Below are 18,632 nucleotides of genomic sequence, written 5' to 3' on the forward strand. Positions count from 1 at the left end.
GCGGGCGCCGTACGTTCACCGCGAGACGGCGGGTGAGCATCGCCCCGGCCGCCGCGGTGGTGGCGTACACGATCTGCCGTCCCGGCAGCGGGCGCAGGCCGAGCATGGAGACGACGCCGACGAACGAGCGGGTGCAGCGCTCCAGCAGGCCGCCGGAGCGGGGCCGGCTACGCCCCTGGGGCAGGAACCCACGATAGTGAGCTGGTCTCCCTCACCCGCGACGAGCGCCTGGCCGCCGAGGGGCCTTGAGGCCTTCTGTGAAGCGGTCGGTGAGCTGCGCAGCCTCGGCTGCCTCTCTTCGGACGCCACCACGGCCCCGGTGTGGGGGAGCGTCTGGTCAGCGTCTGGTCATGAGCCTCGCCCCGACTGGAGAAGCCCGTCTGATCCCGCAGCGTCACGGCCTCGGCCTGTTCGCGGACGCGAGCTGACCATCCCCGTCGGGCCGGCAGGACTTCTGTTCTCATGGTTCGCGCTGCGGGAACGGCAGCGGTCGGGCGCCGTGCGGCCTCGTAACGCCTTCCGGCCTGAGGCCGGCTACCCCTCCTCGAGGTTGCCTCTACGGACTCGGACTTTGGCGGACACGAACATCGACAACGTCAACCGTCAGGTGCGGCTGAGCTTCCTCGGCTGACGTACGTGACGGAACTGCAGCGTCGAACTCCGGCCGTACCGAATGCCTCTCCGGCCCGTGCGTGATCAGCCCGTAGGCGTCGTGATCCTGGGCGCGACGGGTGGTGGAATCGTGAGAGCGGGTCGGGCGCCTGATCTTGTACTTCACTGTCGGGATGGTGGCATGCGAATCCACCTCTGTGTCCCGTCCCGTGTTCCGAATGAGGTCCGGTCGCTGATCTCGCCGCGGCGCACCCGGTCAGGCAGTGCAGCGTCGCCTTCACCGCCATCGACCAGGACGCCCTCGTGTGTCCGGCCTGGTGCGCCGGATGGCCGTGGTGGCCGGGTCGACCTGCATGCCGCACACCGGGTCGGTTGCCGGCGGTGCGGACGGTTCGGTGACACTTTCCACCGTCGGCCGTACGCCCGTGTCCTCGGAGTCCGGCAGCGGTGCAGGGTGCCAGCGGCGGAGCCGGGAGGCGTTGGTGACGACGGACAGGGAGGACAGGGCCATGGCCGCGGCGGCGATGACCGGGCTGAGCCGGATGCCCCACAGGGGGTGGAGGGCGCCGGCGGCGACCGGGATGCCGACGGCGTTGTAGACCAGGGCGAAGAACAGGTTCTGCCTGATGTTGCGCATGGTCGCCCGCGACAGCCGGATCGCGGTGACGACGCCGGACAGCGAACCGGAGATGAGCGTGATGTCGGCGGCCTCGATGGCGACATCGGTGCCGGTGCCGATCGCGAGACCCACGTCGGCCCGGGCCAGCGCCGGGGCGTCGTTGATGCCGTCGCCGACCATGCCGACGGTCCGGCCCTCGCCCTGAAGACGGCGGACCTCGTCGGCCTTGTGTTCCGGCAGCACCTCGGCCAGCACCCGCCGTACGCCGACCTGGCCGGCGATCGCGGCGGCGGTGCGGGCGCTGTCGCCGGTGAGGATGACGGTCTCGATGTCAAGGCCGTGCAGGTCGGCGATGGCCTGGACGGAGTCCTCCTTGACGGTGTCGGCCACGGCCAGCACGCCGGCCGGTCGCCCGTCCACCGCGGCCAGCACGGGCGTCTTGCCCTGGGTGGCGAACTCCTCGGCCGACGAGGCGAGTTGCCCGGTGCCGATGCCGGCGTCCGAGAGCAGACGGGCGGTGCCCACGAGGACGGACCGGTCGTTCACGGTGGCCCGAACGCCCTTGCCGGTGACGGAGCCGAAGGCCGATGCGGCGGGCACGTCCAGGCCGCGTTCGCGGGCGCCCGCAAGGATCGCGGTGGCCAGCGGGTGCTCGCTGTCCGCCTCGGCGGCGGCGACCAGCGCCAGCAGGCCGTCCACCGTCAAGCCGTCGGCGGGCCGGACGTCGGTGAGGACCGGCTTGCCCGCGGTGACGGTGCCGGTCTTGTCGAGGACGACGGTGTCCAGCTGGTGCGCGGTCTCCAGGGCCTCGGCGGAGCGGATCAGGATGCCCGCCCGAGCGCCCTTGCCGGTGCCGACCATCACCGACAGCGGGGTGGCCAGGCCCAGAGCGCAGGGGCAGGCGATGATCAGAACGGCCACGGCCGAGACGAGCGCGAGGGTCAGCGCGGGAGAGGGGCCGACGGTGTACCAGAGGGCGAAGGCGGCGACGGCGATCGCGATCACGGCGGGCACGAAGTAGGCGGAGATCGCGTCGGCGAGCCGCTGTATCGGCGCCTTGGACGCCTGGGCCTGCTGCACCAGCCGGATGATCTGGGCCAGCATCGTGTCGGCGCCGACCTTGGCCGCCCGCACCCGCAGGGAACCGGTGGTGTTGACGGTGGCGCCGATGACCGTGTCCCCGGCCCGCTTGGTGACGGGCATCGGTTCCCCGGTGACCATCGACTCGTCCACCGCCGACGTCCCGGAGAGGACCTCGGCGTCGACGGGGATCTTCTCGCCGGGCCGGACGACGATCTCATCGCCCACGACGACCTCGTCCACGGGGATCTCGGCTTCCGAGCCGGCCCGTACGACACGGGCGGTACGGGCCTTCAGTCCCAGCAGCGCCCGGATGGCCTCGCCGGTTCCGGCCTTGGCCCGTGCCTCCAGCAGCCGCCCGAGCAGAATGAGGGTGAGGATGACGCCGACCGCCTCGAAGTAGACCTCGCGGACGTCCGCCGGCAGCAGCGACGGGGCCAGCGTGACCAGCAGGCTGTAGCCGTAGGCGGCCGAGGTGCCCAGCGTGATCAGGGAGTTCATGTCGGCGCCCCGGTGGCGCAGGGTGAGCCAGCCGGTGCGGTGGATCGGCCACCCGGTGTAGAACATCACCGGCGTGATCAGGGCCAGCTGCACCCAGTGGTTCAGCATCCAGCCCGGCACCCGGTCGGCACCGAAGAGCTCGTGGGCCATCACGGCGAACAGCACAGGCAGCGTCAGCGCCGTGCCGACCGCGACCCGCCGCCCGAGGTCCACGATCTCCGCACGCCGTTCGGCGGCCTCGGCCGCTTCGGCGTCGGCGGCGGACGTACGGTCCTCCGGTGCCGTGACAGCCGTGTCAACGGCAGGGAGCCCCTTGTCGCCGCTCGGGCCGCCGCCCTCGCCCGGGTCGACGACGAGCGTGCCGTGGATCATGTTCATCCCGCAGGCGAACCCGTACGACCCCGCCCGCTCGGGCCGCAGGCGCACGGTCGTGCGCCGGTACGCGGGCAATCCGGCGCTGACCCGCAGATCGGGGAAGACGACCCGGTTGGTGCACTCACCGGACTCCTGCCGGTCGAAGACCAGCTCCACCGGCACTCCCTGCCGCACCCGGATCACGTTCGGGCTGTAGCCGCCCCGCACGCTCACCTCGATCCGCTGCACTCCCCCCTCCAGCCGTGCGGCGCGAGCGCGGCGTGGACCGAAGAAGAACCAGCCCAGCGTGGCGACGAGTACGACGGCCAGGGTCACGACGACGATGTCGGCGGTATCCATGACAGGCCTTCTCTCTGTCCGGCTGCTTCCAGACTGCACCCGGATACCCCTAGGGGGTAAGGGACCTATGGCCCCGGTGCGTTGGCCTCATCGACCCAAGACGGGCCGCTGGGCACGGTCGACCGTGAAGGTGAGCTCGTCGGGGAGGCGCAGGCGCCGGGCCCTGTCTCCCGTCGGTCCGTGAAGAAGCGGGTGACCGCGATGTTCTGGTACGACCACGATCTCAGCGGATGGGGCTGGTTCGCCATGTCGGCCGGCATGGTCCTCTTCTGGGCGCTGATCGTCGCCATCGGTGTCCTGCTCGTCCGCGCCCTGACCCGAGCGGCCGGCCCCGATACGGCGACCGGCACCCGGAAGGCCGACCCCGAGAAGCCGCTCGCCATGTGGGCACCGTCCACGCCCTCGAGGCCATGGGGAAGCTCTGCCCGCGGCGAGATCGACGAGTGCGGACACGACCGCCGTCCGACCGTCCTGCACGGACGCGCCGACGACCGCGTCCGGCTCACCAGGTGCTGACCGCACAACCACCCGACGGGCACGCTTCGAGGAGGCTCGCGATGCACAACACCGACCAGCACAACTACGGCCTGTACGCGGTTGCGGTGGCGATCGCCGTGGTCGGTGCCCTGGCACTGGGTCTACCGGTGGCCACACTGCTCTTCCTGGCCATCGCGCTGGCCTGCCCGCTGATGATGATCTTCATGATGCGCGGCATGCACGGCGGTGGTGGTGGCATGCACGGCGGCGGCCACGACACCACCCACGAGTCCCGGCCCGGGGACGACCCGCCGGCCAAGCGCGACCAGCCGCGCCCGCGGAGCTGACCGACCGGCCCGGGGAGGCCACCATGTCGGCGGTGATCGCCGTTCTGCTCGGGGTGGTCGTTCTGGCCGGTGTCGTCCACGACACCGCCCGTCTGATCACCCCGTTCGAGTCCCGCTGCCCACCCCTGGCCCGCCTGCGCGGCCGCCGCGCCGCACTGGAGGCCACCGAGCGGTGGACCACCGGACTGCTACTCCACGGCCGCATCACGCCGGCCGACTACCGGAGCCGGATGAGCCGCCTCGCCCACGGCGAGCGTCACCCGGGCCCGACCCGGCACCCCCGGCACCCCCGGCACCCGAGCACACCCCGAGGAGACCGTCATGGCTGACGCCGCCTACGGCCTGTGGCCCCTGGTCGTCCTGAACACCCTGCTGTTCATCGCCTTCGCCGCGAGCTTCTTCCACCCGAAGAGCAAGCGGGACTGGCGGGCGATGGGCGCTTACAGCGCGTTCCTGGTCGCCCTGTTCACCGAGATGTACGGCATCCCGCTGACCGTCTACCTGCTCGGCAGCTGGCTCGGCTCCCGCTTCCCGCTGCTTCAGGACACCCACGCCGGCGGCCACCTGTGGAACGACCTGACCGGCTGGAGCGGCGATCCGCACCTGAGCCCCTTCCACCTGGTCAGCTATGTCGCCATCGGCAGCGGATTCTGGCTCATCGCCACGGCCTGGAAGACCCTGCACGCCGCCGCCCGGCGCGACGAACTGGCCACCACCGGCGCGTACGCCTGGGTACGTCACCCGCAGTACGACGGCTTCCTGCTCATCATGACCGGGTTCCTGCTCCAGTGGCCGACCATCCCGACGCTGCTCATGTTCCCCGTTCTGCTCCACGTCTACGGACGCCTGGCCCGCAGCGAGGAACGCGAGGTCGCGAAGCGCTTCGGCGAGCAGTGGACGGCGTACGCCGCCGACACGCCCGCGTTCTGGCCCCGCCGCCCGCGCCACCCTGCCGACCGGCGCACTCCCCGTGCCCCGGCACGGAGGTGAGCCGTCATGACGGCCGGCCGGGAAGGCCTACTGCTCCGGGCCACCGGCATCGAGAAGAGCTACCGGCGCGGCACCTGGCCGTCCCGCCATCGGCTGCCCGTCCTGCGCGGCGTCGATCTGTCCCTCGCGGCGGGCGAGGTGGTCGGTCTGGTCGGGGAGAACGGAGCGGGCAAGAGCACCCTGATGAAGATCCTCGTCGGTGCACTGGCCCCCGACGCCGGCTCCGTCACGTGTGCCGGACGGCTCGGCCACTGCCCGCAGGAGCCCGTCGTCTACGAACGTCTCACCTGTGACGAGCACTTCGAACTCTTCGGCCGCGCCTACGGACTGGCCGACCAGGCCGAGCGTCACGCCCGCCGGAGGCTGTACGAGGAGCTCGGGTTCGAGCGGTACGCGGCGGTGCGTACCGACCGCCTCTCCGGTGGCACCCTCGCCAAGCTCAACCTGGGCCTGGCACTGCTGGCCGACCCCGAAGTGCTGCTGCTGGACGAACCGTACGCGGGCTTCGACTTCGACACCTACCTGAGGTTCTGGGCGCAGGTCGCCGAGCGGCGCGAGCAGGGCCGCGCGGTGCTGGTGATCAGTCACTTCGTGACCGACGAGGAGCGGTTCGACCGGATCGTCGAACTGCGCGACGGGCGGGCGGTACGGCGATGACGTCCACGACCGTGCTGCTGGTACGCCGCTTCCTGACCGAGGCCGCCCGCACCCCGGTCAATGTCCTCACCCTCGTCCTGGTACCCGTGGTGTTCGTCGTCGTGGCCGCGGAACCGCTCGCGGACGCGGCCGAGTTGCTGGGCGGCCCGGGCGGGCCCGCGGTGCAGACCGCCACAGCGGGCTGGGCGGCCGGGTTCATCGCCGCGATCGGCATGTACTTCCAGATCCGCGAGGCCCGGGCCGCCGACCGTCGTCTGGTGCGGGCCGGACTGGCCCCCGCCCGGCTGGTGACCGCCCGCACGGCCACCGGGCTCGCCCTCGTCCTGGTCGCCTCCGCGGCGGCACTGACGGCGCTGGCCGCCCGTACCGGCTGGGGCGACGAGCCGGAGCGGGTGCTGTCCGGCACGCTGATGTACGCAGTGATCTACCTCGCCATCGGCACCCTGGTCGGCGCGCTCGTCGCACGCCCGGTCAACGGCACGGTGCTGATCCTGTTCGTGTGGATCCTGGACGTCTTCCTCGGCCCCGTCCTCGGTGCCGCCGACCGTCCGGCCACCCGGATCCTGCCCACCCACTTCGTCACCCTCTGGATGGTCGACCTGCCGTCCGGGCACGGCGGCCGGATCGGCGACCTGGGCCGGGCCCTGCTGTGGGCCGCCGCGGCGCTCGCGACGGCCTGGGCGACCGTCACCGCGACCAGCCGCACCGCCCGACGGCGCGGGAAGAGCGGGCAACTGGCCACGGGGATACGGATGGGCCTGCGGGAAGTGGCCCGCAACCGGGTGCTGTGGGTCCTGCTGATCGCCGTACCCGTCGTCTTCGTCCTGCTGGCCGTGGCCACCACCCCCGACGAACCGACGACGATCAGCGTGCGCGAGAACGGCCGGACCATGATGAAGGAATTCTGGCTGCCCGACGTCCACGGCGGCACCATGGCCCCCATCGCGATCGCCTCGCTCGCCACCCTGGCAGGGCTCTTCACCCTGCTCGACGCGCGCACCGGAGACCGCCGCCTGGCCCTCGCCGGTTTCCGTCCGCTGCCGCTGCTCACCTCCCGGCTGATCGTCATAGCCCTGGGCGCGCTCGTCGCCACGACCGCGTCGCTGGCCGTCACCGCCACCGTCTTCGACGCACGCCAGTGGGGCTGGTACGTGGCCGCGAGCGCCCTGATCGCTCTCACCTACGCCCTCGTCGGCGTCCTGGTCGGTCCCCTCTTCGGCCGGGTCGGCGGCGTCCTGATCGCCTTCCTGTTGCCCTTCGTCGACCTCGGCATCGAACAGAGCCCCATGCTCCGCCCCGCCCCGCCCGGCTGGGCCCACGCCCTGCCCGGCTACGGCCCCGGCCGCGTGCTGACCGACGCGGCGCTGACCCCCGGCTTCGACGAGACGGGCAGTCTGCTGATCGCCCTGGCCTGGCTCGCGGGGCTCGTCCTGGCCGTCACGCTGCTGTTCCGCTCCACCGTTCGCCCGGCCGGTGCCGCCCGCCGCGCCATGGGCACCCTGGTGCCGCCGGCAGGCGGACGAGGGACGCGGACGTGACAAGGACGGCCGGAACGACGAGGGGCCTCCTGGCGACGCGCCTGCTGCTGCTCGGCCTGCTCCTGATCGGCCTCGGCGTCGTCCACACGCTCGCCCATGCCGACGCCCATGACGGCGTCGCCGGACACACCACCACCCACCACCTCGGCCCGGCCGATGCGGCGGACCTCGAGTCGGTCGCCGGAGCCGGCGATACCCCGCACCCCACGAACGCCGTTGCCGCGTCGGACCCGGACTCCCTGCCCCAGGGCCGACTGCTGGGCCTCCGTACCCACCGGGCCGTGGCAGGGGCCTCCGGCTCGCTCCGAAGCCGGGTCCACCACCGTCACACACGCGGCACCGCCCGCTGACGGGCCGGTCGGCCACCACGCTCCGACGGCGCCTCACGCGCCGGGAGTTCTGCGGATCTGGCGAGGGGACCCGCGCCGAGGGCGCCACTGTGCCTCGGCGCGGCCCGCCGTTCGGGCTCACCGCCGATGTGGGCTGCCCGACCGCTCCCCTTGTCTGTGCTCGTCCCTCCCGGGTCGCCGGCCGGAGACCTGCTCGCCGTAGCGCGCAGGCGCGTCCCGCCACGGGCCGACCCGTGCCGACTGTCGTTCGGCATCGGCATGCTCAGCGGCGGACTCCAGCACTTCGAGGACTGCCCACGAAGGCGACCACTGCCGTCACCGCCACCAGGATTCCGGCCGGGCCCAGGATGCCGCGCCGGCCCGCCGGTCGGCCCTCGGTGAGCGGAGCGGTCGCCGACGCACGTCGTGGTGCGCCGAGGCGGCCAGGCTCGCCTCGGGCATGGTGGTGGTGCGCCCGTGCTCGTCGGGAACGACCGTCGGCGGACAGAGGCTGCATGGGACCGACCGCGACGCTCACCAGCGGAGTATGTGGGCTGAGCTCGCACGGGGCCTGGGGGCCGAGGTCGCCGCTCCGCTCGTCCGCTCCCCTCGAAGACGCTCAGTAGCGCCGTTCCCCGGTTCGTCTCGGCCGGTCACACTCTCCGCTGCGGCAGCCCGACGAGCCCGCCATCTTGCCCGGTACACGTCAACGATGGGAAACTTCGGGATCGATGCCTGCCCGCGAGCCTGTCGGCGCATCGGGCACCCCCGCACTCAGCCGGCTGGTCGCGACAGCGAGGGAGTGGCGTGTTACGCGCAGCGAGGTTCAGGCACGTTCTCGTGGACGCGATGGCGGTCGCCCCCGCCGTCGTTCCCTCCGCATGCGGCGGGATCCGCCCGCCTGGTTCAAGTCCGCGGTCGGTACGCCCGTGACCGTCGTGCAACAAACGACCCACGAGGAGAACGTCGCCGAACCGACCACCCCCTCCGACAGCGGCATCGACGTGACGTTCGTCCCGGGCCGGTACGCGCAGGCACTCGCGGCGCAAGGGCTGCTCGAACCGATTCACCACGACCCGGGAGCGTGCGACGGACTGGGGATCGAGGCGGACCTCATCGAGCAGAACGGCCGCGATCCGTACGCGTAGTCGTGAGTGAGTCCCTACCCCATTCCACCGGATCAACAGAGGTGCCGAACATGAAACGCTTCCCGAGGTTATGCGTCGGAGCCGCGACCCTTGCCGCTCTCGCGGCGCTCACCGCCTGCGGAGGCGGTGGTTCCTCCTCGTCGCCCGACGGCGCCTCACGCGCCGAGGACACGCTCGACGTCGCCATACCCTCGGCCGTGTTCGCCCCCAAGGAAGAGGTGGCCACATACGCGGTGGGCGACGCCGAAGGCTATTTCGCCGCGGAGAAGCTCAAGGTGGACGTGCTCAACACCGACGGCTCGGTCGCCGCGGTCCAGGCTGTCGCCTCGGGCAGCGCCGATATCGCGGCGGCCGACGTGGGTGCCATTCTCGCGGCGCGGGAGAAGGGCGTCCCGGTGAAGGCCGTCGGCGGCCTGGTGCGGAACTGGCCATGGCGTATGGCGGTCCGGCCGGACAGCGAGATCAGTGAGCCCGCCGACCTCAAGGGCAAGAGGATCGGTGTCATCAGTCTCGCCTCCGGCTCGGCCATCTACGCCCGTGCGTACGCGGCCGACGCCGGCCTGGACGCGGCCGAGGACGTCGAGCTGCTGCCGGTCGGTGTCGGCGCGCAGGCCCTGTCCGCCCTGGAGGACGGCGAAGTCGATGTGCTGGCGCTGTACACGCAGGCGTACACCATGATCGAGAACACCGGCACCGAGTTCCGCTACCTGCCCAACTCCGACGCCTTCGAGGGCATCCGCTCCCTGACCTTCGCGGTGACCGAGGAAACCCTGAAGGACAGGAAGGACGTACTGACGGGCTACCTGCGCGCCTCGTACAAGGCGCTGCTGTTCTCCGCCGTCAACCCCGAGGCCGCCATGCGCGACGGCTACCGGGCCTTCCCCCAGCTGCTGACCGGCAAGAAGGCCGACGACCGTATCGGGGACGACACCAAGACCCTCCAGGCCTGGATCGACACCGCCGTCCCGCCGACCGGTGAACCCACGGACTACAAGGACTGGGGCACGATCAGCGACGGGGAGTGGAACAAGACGGTCGACTACACCAAGAAGTCCGGCCAGATCACCGAGGACGTCAGTGTTCCGGATCTGTGGGACGACAGCCTGCTCGACGGCGCGAACGACTTCGACTCCGCGGCCGTGATCGAGCGGGCGAAGGCTGCCAGGCCGTGAGCGCCGTGAGGGCCGTGAGAACCGTGGGCCGCCGGCGCCGCGGGACCGTTGTTCCCGCACCGGACGTGGACGAGGACCGCTGGATCGAGGTCGACGGACTGCACAAGGTCTACCGGTCACGCAGGTCCGAGCCGACCCACGCGCTCTCGGACATCGAACTCTTCGTCCGGCGCGGTGAGTTCGTCTCGGTCGTCGGCCCTTCGGGGTGCGGCAAGACCACGCTGCTGAAGATCCTCGCCGGGATCGTCCCGAGGAGCGAGGGGACGGTCCGGGTCGCGGGCCGCGAGGTGACGGGGCCGCTGCCCGAGGTGGGCATGGTCTTCCAGGCGGCCACCCTCCTGCCGTGGCGCACGATCGTGCAGAACGTGATGGTGCCCGTGGAAGTGCAGAAGCTCGACACCCGTGTGTACCGGGAACGGGCCGAGCGGCTGCTCGGGCTGGTCGGTCTCGACGGGTTCGCGGGCAAGTACCCCCATGAGCTGAGCGGCGGGATGCAGCAGCGCGCCGGAATCTGCCGGGCCCTGGTGCACGACCCGGCCGTGCTGTTGATGGACGAACCCTTCGGCGCGCTCGACGCCCTGACCCGCGAGCACATGAACGTCGAACTGCTGCGGATCTGGCGGGAGAGCGGACAGACCGTCGTGTTCGTCACCCACTCCATCCCCGAGGCGGTCCTCCTCTCCGACCGGGTGGTGGTCCTCAGCCCGCGTCCCGGCCGGGTCGCCGAGATCGTCGACATCGATCTGCCCCGCCCGCGAGCGCTGAGCGTGATGACCTCGCACCGGGCCGGAGCCCATGTCGAGCGGATCCGTGCGCACTTCGACGCCCACGCCGGGACCGACTCATGAAGCGGCCCGAGCGGTCGAGGCGTGTCCGTGTGCACCTGACCCCTATGAACCTGCCCCGTGTCGACCTGAAGGAGCGCCCCGAGCTGCTGCTCGTGCCCGCTGCCTTCGTGGTCGTCATGCTGGGGTGGGAATTCGCGATCCCCGCCCTCGGGGTCGACGACTACGTACTGCCGCGTCCCTCCCAGATCGTCGACGCCCTGCGGACGCAGCTGTCCGACCCGTTGTTCTGGGGCCACTTCAGGGTCACGGTCCTGGAGTCGCTGTACGGGTTCCTCCTCGGCGTGGGGGCGGCGCTGGTGCTGGGCACGGTGATCGCACAGGTGCGGCTGGTCGAGCGCGCCTTCATGCCGTACATCGTCGCCTTCCAGACGGTGCCCAAGGTGGCTCTCGCACCGCTGTTCGTGGTGTGGTTCGGCTTCGGTATGACGAGCAAGGTCGTCATGGCGGCGGTGATCTCGTTCTTCCCGATGCTGGTCAACGTGATCGAGGGGTTGCGCTCGGCCGATGCCGACCGGGTCCAGATGCTCACGGTGTTCGGCGCGAGCCGGTTCCAGGTCTTCAGGATGGTGCGGCTGCCGAGCGCGCTCCCCTTCGTGTTCGCCGGTCTCGACATCGGCATCGTCTTCTCGATCCTCGGCGCTGTCGTCGGCGAGTTCATCGGGGCGAAGGAGGGTCTCGGGTACCTCCTGCTGCAGACCAACTACAACTTCGACATCGCCGGGATGTTCGCCGTGCTCGTGGTGCTCTCGGTACTGGGGCTGATCGCCCACTTCATCATCCGTCTCGTCCACAAGCGCCTCGTCTTCTGGTCCGAGGAGAACCGGGTGCTCGGCGCTTGAGGAGATCAGGACTCAAGGAGGCCGTCGTGGCCGATCCGACCGAGTACGACCTTGTGGTGAAGGACGCCCGCGTCGTCACCCACGACCATGACGACGCAAGGCCCGCGGACATCGCCGTCAGCGGCGGGCGGATCGCCGCCGTGGCCCCCGGCATCGCCGCGTCGGGCGCGCGCCGGGTGGTCGACGCCGCCGGCAGGCTGGCGTTCCCCGGCGTCGTGGACGCCCACCAGCACTGGGGGATCTACCACCCGCTCGCCGAGGACGCGGCGACCGAGAGCCGTGCCTGTGCACAGGGCGGGGTCACCACCGCCCTGACCTACATGCGGACCGGCCGCTACTACCTCAACAAGGGCGGCCCGTACGCCGAGTTCTTCCCCGAGGTGCTGGACGCCGCCGCCGGCCGTGCCCACATCGACTACGGTTTCCACCTCGCGCCGATATCGCGCGGTCACATCGACGAGATCCCCGACCTGATCGAGCGGTTCGGCGTCACCTCGTTCAAGGTCTTCATGTTCTACGGCGGTCATGGCCTGCACGGCAGATCCGACGACCAGAACGCGTTCCTGCTGCTCCCCGAGGACGAGCGGTACGACTACGCGCACTTCGAGTTCGTCATGCGCGGGGTGCAGGCCGCCCGCGAGCGGTACCCCGACCTCGCCGACCGCATCTCGCTGTCCCTGCACTGCGAGACCGCCGAGATCATGACCGCGTACACCAGGCTGGTGGAGGAGGCGGGCGAGCTGACCGGGCTCGCCGCCTACAGCGCCTCCCGGCCGCAGCACTCCGAGGGGCTCGCGGTCGCCATCGCCTCCTACCTCGCGCACGAGACCGGGCTGCCGACCGTCAACCTGCTGCATCTGTCGTCCCGCAAGGCGGTGGACGCGGCCGTACGAATGGGCCGGGCGTTCCCGCACATCGACTTCCGCCGGGAGGTCACCGTCGGGCACCTGCTCGCCGACATCACCACGGCCCACGGCCTCGGCGGCAAGGTGAACCCGCCGCTGCGGCCCCGCGACGACGTCGAGGCGCTGTGGGAGTACGTGCTCGACGGCACCGTCGACTGGGTCGTCAGCGACCACGCGTGCTGCCGCGAGGAGCTGAAGTTCGGCACGCCCGAGGACGACGTCTTCGTCGCCAGGTCCGGCTTCGGCGGAGCCGAGTACCTCCTCCCCGGCCTCATCACCGAGGGGACGAAGCGAGGCCTGCCGCTGGGCCGAATCGCCGCGCTGACCTCCTGGAACCCGGCCCGGCGCTATGGGCTGGGCACCAAGGGCGCCCTCGCACCGGGCTTCGACGCCGACTTCGCCCTGGTCGACCCGGGCCGTACCTGGACCGTGCGCGCCGCGGAGTCGGAGTCGTCGCAGGAGTACACCCCGTTCGAGGGCTTCGAGCTGACCGCGCAGGTGACCGACACCTTTCTGAGAGGGCATCACATCCTGCGGGCGGGCAAGGTCGCCGGCGAACCGTTGGGTGACTACCTGCACCGCCCGACCCTACGAGCCTGATCAGCGACGTCATGTCAGAGTCTCCGTGTCCTCGCCGCCGCTTGTCGCCGTACGTGCATGGCTCTGGACGACACACGGCGCAAGATCGATCCCCCGTCCTTCGGCGGCAGGTCCGTCGGGGCTCGCGGCTCGCGGCGCCGTCTCCGTGAAACGGTCGGCGGCGGTGCCGCCCGGAGTGACCGGGCGGCACCGCCTCAGGCAGGGGTCACTTGGAGAAGTAGAGGTACTTCCAGGCGCCGTAGGTGGTGGAGTTGACGTTGTCGCCGGAGCTGCCGTTGACGTACGCGGACCGCATGCGCAGGCGCAGACCGGTCACGCCGGGTGCTTCGAGGGTGACGGCCGACTTCCCGTTCGTACCGAGCGGGAAGTACCGCGACACGTCGGAGTGCCACTTGCCGCCCGCGTAGACCTGCAGGTCGAAGCGGTGCTTGCGGCCCTTGTAGTAGGTCATGCTGGTGGTGAGCAGCGGGTCGGTGTTCTTGTGGAACCAGTAGTACGACGTCGAGCCGATCCTGGCCGTCTTGTAGTGCCTGGAGACGGCGGTGGAGATCTTCACCCGGGCGTACGCCGTGGACGTGACGGTCCTGGGCTTGTAGCGGGCGTCGCCCTTGAAGACCGCGGAGACGACCGTGTCCCGGGTCATGTCCACGGTCGCCGAGATGTTGCCGTTTGAGTTGACCTTCGCGGCCTTGAGGAGCTTCTTGGGCTTGTCGCCGCCGTAGGGGTCGGCCCAGATCTCGACCGTGCGGTTCTTGTACGTCGTCCCGAGGTGCGCGGTGAAGGAAACGTCGGCGCCGTAGTCGTAGGTGTTGCCGTTCCTGTTCAGGGTGAGCGCGGTGGCCGCTCGGGAGACCTCGGTCCTGTCGGTGGCGTTCACCGGGGTGTGGCCGCTGTCGCCGGCCCAGGCGGCCTTGTAGGTGACCGTCCCGCCGGCCGGCGGGGTGTCGGTGAAGGAGTAGGTGCCGTCCGGCTTCAGGGTGACGGCGGGCAGTGCCTTGCCGCCGGGGCTCTCCAGGTCGGTGCGGGTGATCTGGAGCCTGGTGCCGGAGGGCAGGGGGACCGTGGCGGACGCCCGGCCGGTGACGGTGAGCTTCTTGGCGCGGGCGGCGGTCGCGGGCGCGTCGACCGTCAGGGTCGTCACGCTCTTCGCCGGGTCGGTGAGCGTCTTGAGGACGTAGCCGCGCGGGCCCGAGACCAGAGCGAAGATCCGGGAGGAGTCCGGGGCCCAGGCGAGGGCGTGCGCGTCGGCGGTGTAGGTGCGGATCGGCGTGCTCGCGCCGGGACGGTGAACCGCCACCGTGTTGTCGCCGATCGGGCCGAGCTGGGCGACCAGGCCGTTCGGGGCGATGTCCGCGCCCCGTCCCGCCGGGTAGGCGCCGGCGGGGGAGAACGTACCGTTCGCGTAGGTGTGCCGGTCCGTGCCGTCGACCAGGACCTGCGCGGCGCCGGGCACGAGGTCGATGTCGCTGACGTAGTTCAGCGCGTATCCGCCGTCGTGCCAGGCGGTCAGCCGCGGGGTGGCGCCGGAGACGTCGACGACGGCCATCAGGTCCTTGGTCATGTCGAAGAAGTCGGTGCCGCCGATGGCCAGCATCCCGGGCGCGGACGGGTCACTGTCGATGTACGGGCCGCCCCCGACGCCGGGATTCTCGTGCGGGAGCTGCCGAAGTGCCACCGGGTCGGTCCCGGCGGCCGGGTCCGCCGCCGGGTCGACGGAACCCAGGTCGCCATGACCGTCGGTGGGGTCCTCGTAGGTGAACCACACCTTGCCACCGGTGGCCTCCAGGTAGAGCGGGCCGATCTTGGTGGCCACGGGGTATCGGGCCTTGACGTCCAAGGTGGCCGCGTCCAGGGCGACGATCTCGTGGCTGCCTCGCGCCGTCGCGTAGAGGGTGGCGCCGTCCTCGGACAGCGCCAGGTCGAAGATGCCGTCGATGCCGCTCACGGAGTCGACGCGCTCGCCGGTGTAGTCGGTGGCCACGATGGAGTCGGTCGTGTCGTCACCGATGAAGACCCGCCCGAGGGCACCGCTCACGACGATGCCCGCGGGCGAGCCGATGGTGACGGTCGCGGCCGACGCGGGCCCGGCCGCCATGGTGCTCAGGACCACCGAACCGGAGAGGACCGCGAGCGCCGTCGCGGTCGAGATGCTGCGCGTACGCACAGTGCTGTTACCCCCACAAGGAAACCCGGTGCGGCACCGGGGAGTTGAGAGCGCCGCGCGGCATCCGGACGTGACCACGACGGGGATCATGGTGACGCACGGGGCGCGGCTGCCAGGTGCAGCGTATGGCATGTCAGTGACACGTGTGGAAGCGATATAGCCCGTACGCGCGCACGCGCTGCCCTGCGGGGCAGCGGCCGCGGTCGTCGGGGCCTGGCGGCGGCACTGAGCGCGGAACGCTCCGATGGGGTCAGGCGCCGGAAGGCAGCGCGGCCTTCTCCCGACGCGCCGGAGCGGTGTCGGCGACGGCCCCACGGTCACCTCCATTGCCGACGGTGACGCACCTCGCTATGTTAATCAAAAATCACATCGCTGAGTGAGATCTGAAACGTGGTGGTCACGCAATCGCATAGTCAGGGGCGGCGCATAGCGCGGTCCGATCCCCATCAGGGAAGCAGGTAAGTCAATGGAAAATCTCAACAGGCGAAGAGTTCTGTCCCTCGGTGTCGCGCTCGGTCTCGTGGGCGTGGCGGACACCGCCAAGGCGTGGGCGTGGCCGGCGGCGGACTCGGTGGCCGGAACCGGCACGGGCACCGATCCGGAGTACATCTGGGACGACGCGGCGGATCCTCTCCTGGCCTCGCTGCTCGACAACGGCCAGGTTCCGTCGGTCAACACCGCGATGAAGGGGTGGGTGAACAACGGTGACCCGCTGCCCAGCGGCCTGCCGGCCGACCTCGTCGCCCATCTGCGGCAGGTCAACAGGCTGCCCTCCTGGGCCGACCCCGCCAAGCTGCGCCGCGCCGCCGACTTCAACCGGCGCAGGGACACCTACCTGTTCATGCTGTACGGCCTCGGCAGCGGAATCATGAGCACCGTGATCCCGCGTGAGGCCAGAAGTGTCTACTGGTCCGCGGGCGGCGCGGACATGCAGGACCGCGCGGCCAAGACGTTCACGTTCGGCTACGACCTGTCCCAGCTCAGAGCCTTCGAGCCGACGGGGCAGTTCGTCGTCACCGCCAACAAGACGCGGCTGGTGCACGCCGCGGTGCGGCACCTGCTGCCGCAATCGCCGCGCTGGCGGGACGGCGCCGACCAGACCATCCCGATCAGCGCCGCCGACATCCTGGTCACCTTCCACAGCCTCGGCACCTATGTGCGCAGGAGGCTGCTCGACTGGAGGGTCCCGTTCCCGGCCGCGGACCAGGAGGCCTTTCTGCATTCGTGGCAGGTCGCTCTTCACCTGCTCGGTGTGCCGGACGAGTACATCCCCCAGACCTGGGCGGCCGCGGACGCGCAGTCGGCGCAGGTGCTCACCCCGATCCTCGCCCCGACCCCCGAGGGCATCGATCTCGCCGAGGTACTGCTCGGTCTGACCGCACAGATCGATCTCGGTGTCACCCGCGGGTTCCTGAACGAGTTCGTGCGCTACGTCCTCAGCGACGAGGTCGGCGACTGGCTGGGACTGCGCCGCGACTACGCGGCAGCGGCCCTGGTCCGCACCGCCTGGCCGGCCTACATCCTGTTCCGCGAGGGGCTGTCGCCCATCATGCCCGGCACCTTCTACATGGTCGACCAGTTCGTACGCGCCCTGGCCATGCTGTTCCTCAACAAGGGTTCCTCCACGACCACCACGCCCATCACGATCCCCACCGGCAACAGGCCGGCCGCCTGAGCAGCCGGTCCGCTGCCACCGGTGCCCGCCCCGCGGCAGGTGCGCCGAGGGGCGGGCGATCCGGGTGACTCCCGGGCGAGGCGCTGCCACGGCGCGGCGCCTCGTCGCGTGCCTGGTCCGTCCCGATGTCCGTTCAGAGGCCCAGGGCGCCCACGACCAGAGCGGTCACGGCGTCACGGTTCTCATGGCTGTCCCGCCACCGCAGTCTGCGTCCGGCCTCGACCACCACGCCGAACCCCGCGTGCACCAGCACCCGGGCCTGGCGCGGGTCCAGCTCCGGACGGGCCAGCCGCAGCTGCTGCTCCCAGACGGCGATGTGTTCGCGCTGCGCGAGGACCAAGGGCTGCCGCAGGTCGGCCGGCAAACCGGCGAACTCGGCCTCGGCGACGGTGTTGAGCGCGGTGTACTCGAAGCTGTAGGCCACGTACGTCGCCGCCAGCGCGACGACGGCGTCGTACGGGCCGGCCACCTCGTGAAGACCCTGGTCCACCCCCTGCGCCAGCAGCCCCGCCGCCTGAAGGCACGCCGCCGCCAGGATGTCGACCTTGCCGGGGTAGTGACGGTAGAGCGCGGACGGGGCCAGTCCCACCGCCTCCGCGATCTGTCCGTTCGTGACGTTGGCGAACCCGTCCCGAGCGAACAGCGGGACGGCGGCCGCGAGGATCTGCGCGCGTCGCGTGCGCGGCACCGGCTGGGCGGGCAGCGCGACGGGGCGTGCGCCCCTCCGGGCCGCCGTGGGATCGGTCGCGGCCACGCCCAGCGCGGACGCCGACAGCAGGTCCTCGGCCCGGCGTTGGGCGATGGAGGTGTGGTGCATCGTGATGGACCCGATCGCACCGAGTGCCGCCGAGGCCCGCAGACGCTCGTCAGGCAGGGCGTACGCGCGCTGCACCGCCTCGTCGACCCGCCCGACGACGTGCCCGAACTTCGCCCGGAGAGTCCGGCGGTCCTCGCGGTTGAGGTACCGGGCCTCCCATCGGTACACGCCGCCCGACGCGCGATGCGCGACGGTGACCCGGGTGACGGCGGTGAGCACGTCCGTCAGGGGCGCCCCGGGCGGCACCTCGTCGAGTGCGGCGACTAGCCGGTCCGCCATGACGTCGGCGCATGCGGCGAACAGCGCGTACTTGTTCGGGAAGTGCCGGTACAGGGCCGCCGCGGTGATGCCCACGCCAGCGGCGATCTCCCCCATGGACGCCGTGTGGTACCCGCGCTCGCTGAAGACCCGGCCGGCCGCCTCGACGATGAGCTGCTTGCGGTTGCGGGGCCGGGTGGCAGCGGCCGGATCGGCGGTCACGGCCGAACGGGCGGATACGGAGACGGGGCCATACGAATCAGTCAATCACACGTCGCTCCGAGGTCTCGGGCTCCTTCGGCGCGGACTGCACGGGACGCGCATCCCGGATCAGTTCCCCTG

Annotated in this window: 16 protein-coding genes; 13 read left to right on the plus strand and 3 right to left on the minus strand. The window is 71.1% G+C overall.

The window, feature by feature from the left end; genetic code table 11:
* Positions 1 to 889 precede the first annotated feature (889 nt).
* The gene (locus IE242_RS31715; protein WP_189865505.1) at positions 890 to 3,526 is read right to left on the minus strand and encodes a heavy metal translocating P-type ATPase; all 2,637 of its coding nucleotides are present in this window, start codon (positions 3,524 to 3,526) and stop codon (positions 890 to 892) included.
* 180 nt (positions 3,527 to 3,706) lie between these two features.
* Here IE242_RS31715 and IE242_RS31720 point away from each other — a divergent pair, with 180 nt between their 5' ends.
* The 12 genes from IE242_RS31720 (at position 3,707) to IE242_RS31775 (ending at position 13,376) form a co-directional block, all read left to right on the plus strand.
* Positions 3,707 to 4,042: an SHOCT domain-containing protein gene (locus IE242_RS31720; RefSeq protein ID WP_373299633.1), complete on the plus strand. Its 336-nt coding sequence runs from the start codon at positions 3,707 to 3,709 to the stop codon at positions 4,040 to 4,042.
* 41 nt (positions 4,043 to 4,083) lie between these two features.
* Positions 4,084 to 4,350, plus strand: coding sequence for a DUF2933 domain-containing protein (locus tag IE242_RS31725; RefSeq protein WP_189865507.1), 267 nt, complete (start codon positions 4,084 to 4,086; stop codon positions 4,348 to 4,350).
* A 23-nt stretch (positions 4,351 to 4,373) separates the two neighbouring features.
* Complete coding sequence (locus tag IE242_RS31730) at positions 4,374 to 4,679, plus strand: hypothetical protein (protein WP_189865509.1); 306 nt, start codon at positions 4,374 to 4,376, stop codon at positions 4,677 to 4,679.
* On the plus strand, positions 4,672 to 5,340 hold the full coding sequence (locus IE242_RS31735) for a methyltransferase family protein (RefSeq protein ID WP_189865511.1): 669 nt from the start codon (positions 4,672 to 4,674) through the stop codon (positions 5,338 to 5,340). The genes IE242_RS31730 and IE242_RS31735 overlap by 8 nt, the downstream gene beginning before the upstream one ends.
* Before the next feature lie 6 nt (positions 5,341 to 5,346).
* Positions 5,347 to 5,997 (plus strand): ATP-binding cassette domain-containing protein, encoded by a 651-nt coding sequence (locus IE242_RS31740; protein ID WP_189865513.1) that lies wholly within the window; start codon positions 5,347 to 5,349, stop codon positions 5,995 to 5,997.
* A complete protein-coding gene (locus IE242_RS31745) occupies positions 5,994 to 7,535 on the plus strand; it encodes an ABC transporter permease (protein ID WP_189865515.1) in 1,542 nt (513 codons plus the stop codon). Before IE242_RS31740 ends, IE242_RS31745 begins: the two co-directional genes overlap by 4 nt.
* Positions 7,532 to 7,885: a hypothetical protein gene (locus tag IE242_RS31750; RefSeq protein ID WP_189865517.1), complete on the plus strand. Its 354-nt coding sequence runs from the start codon at positions 7,532 to 7,534 to the stop codon at positions 7,883 to 7,885. The genes IE242_RS31745 and IE242_RS31750 overlap by 4 nt, the downstream gene beginning before the upstream one ends.
* A gap of 860 nt (positions 7,886 to 8,745) precedes the next feature.
* Positions 8,746 to 9,012, plus strand: coding sequence for a hypothetical protein (locus tag IE242_RS31755; protein ID WP_229859704.1), 267 nt, complete (start codon positions 8,746 to 8,748; stop codon positions 9,010 to 9,012).
* A gap of 50 nt (positions 9,013 to 9,062) precedes the next feature.
* Entirely contained in the window at positions 9,063 to 10,184 is a 1,122-nt protein-coding gene (locus tag IE242_RS31760) for an ABC transporter substrate-binding protein (RefSeq protein ID WP_189865519.1), read from the plus strand.
* 65 nt (positions 10,185 to 10,249) lie between these two features.
* Complete coding sequence (locus tag IE242_RS31765; protein ID WP_189865693.1) at positions 10,250 to 11,032, plus strand: ABC transporter ATP-binding protein; 783 nt, start codon at positions 10,250 to 10,252, stop codon at positions 11,030 to 11,032.
* Positions 11,033 to 11,076: 44 nt separating this feature from the next.
* Positions 11,077 to 11,871: an ABC transporter permease gene (locus IE242_RS31770; protein WP_229859706.1), complete on the plus strand. Its 795-nt coding sequence runs from the start codon at positions 11,077 to 11,079 to the stop codon at positions 11,869 to 11,871.
* 26 nt (positions 11,872 to 11,897) lie between these two features.
* Positions 11,898 to 13,376, plus strand: a complete 1,479-nt coding sequence (locus IE242_RS31775) for a dihydroorotase (protein ID WP_189865523.1) — start codon at positions 11,898 to 11,900, stop codon at positions 13,374 to 13,376.
* A 205-nt stretch (positions 13,377 to 13,581) separates the two neighbouring features.
* Here IE242_RS31775 and IE242_RS31780 read toward each other — a convergent pair whose 3' ends face one another.
* Positions 13,582 to 15,540: a YncE family protein gene (locus IE242_RS31780; protein ID WP_189865525.1), complete on the minus strand. Its 1,959-nt coding sequence runs from the start codon at positions 15,538 to 15,540 to the stop codon at positions 13,582 to 13,584.
* Between the two features lie 466 nt (positions 15,541 to 16,006).
* On the opposite strand from IE242_RS31780, the gene IE242_RS31785 reads away from it, so the two are divergent.
* On the plus strand, positions 16,007 to 17,215 hold the full coding sequence (locus IE242_RS31785) for an oxygenase MpaB family protein (protein WP_189865527.1): 1,209 nt from the start codon (positions 16,007 to 16,009) through the stop codon (positions 17,213 to 17,215).
* A gap of 133 nt (positions 17,216 to 17,348) precedes the next feature.
* Here the strand turns inward: IE242_RS31785 and IE242_RS31790 are convergent, their stop codons facing one another.
* Positions 17,349 to 18,512 (minus strand): TetR/AcrR family transcriptional regulator, encoded by a 1,164-nt coding sequence (locus IE242_RS31790; protein WP_189865529.1) that lies wholly within the window; start codon positions 18,510 to 18,512, stop codon positions 17,349 to 17,351.
* Positions 18,513 to 18,632 lie beyond the last annotated feature (120 nt).

The sequence above is a fragment of the Streptomyces poonensis genome (assembly GCF_014650915.1).
Classification (GTDB): Bacteria; Actinomycetota; Actinomycetes; order Streptomycetales; family Streptomycetaceae; genus Streptomyces; species Streptomyces poonensis.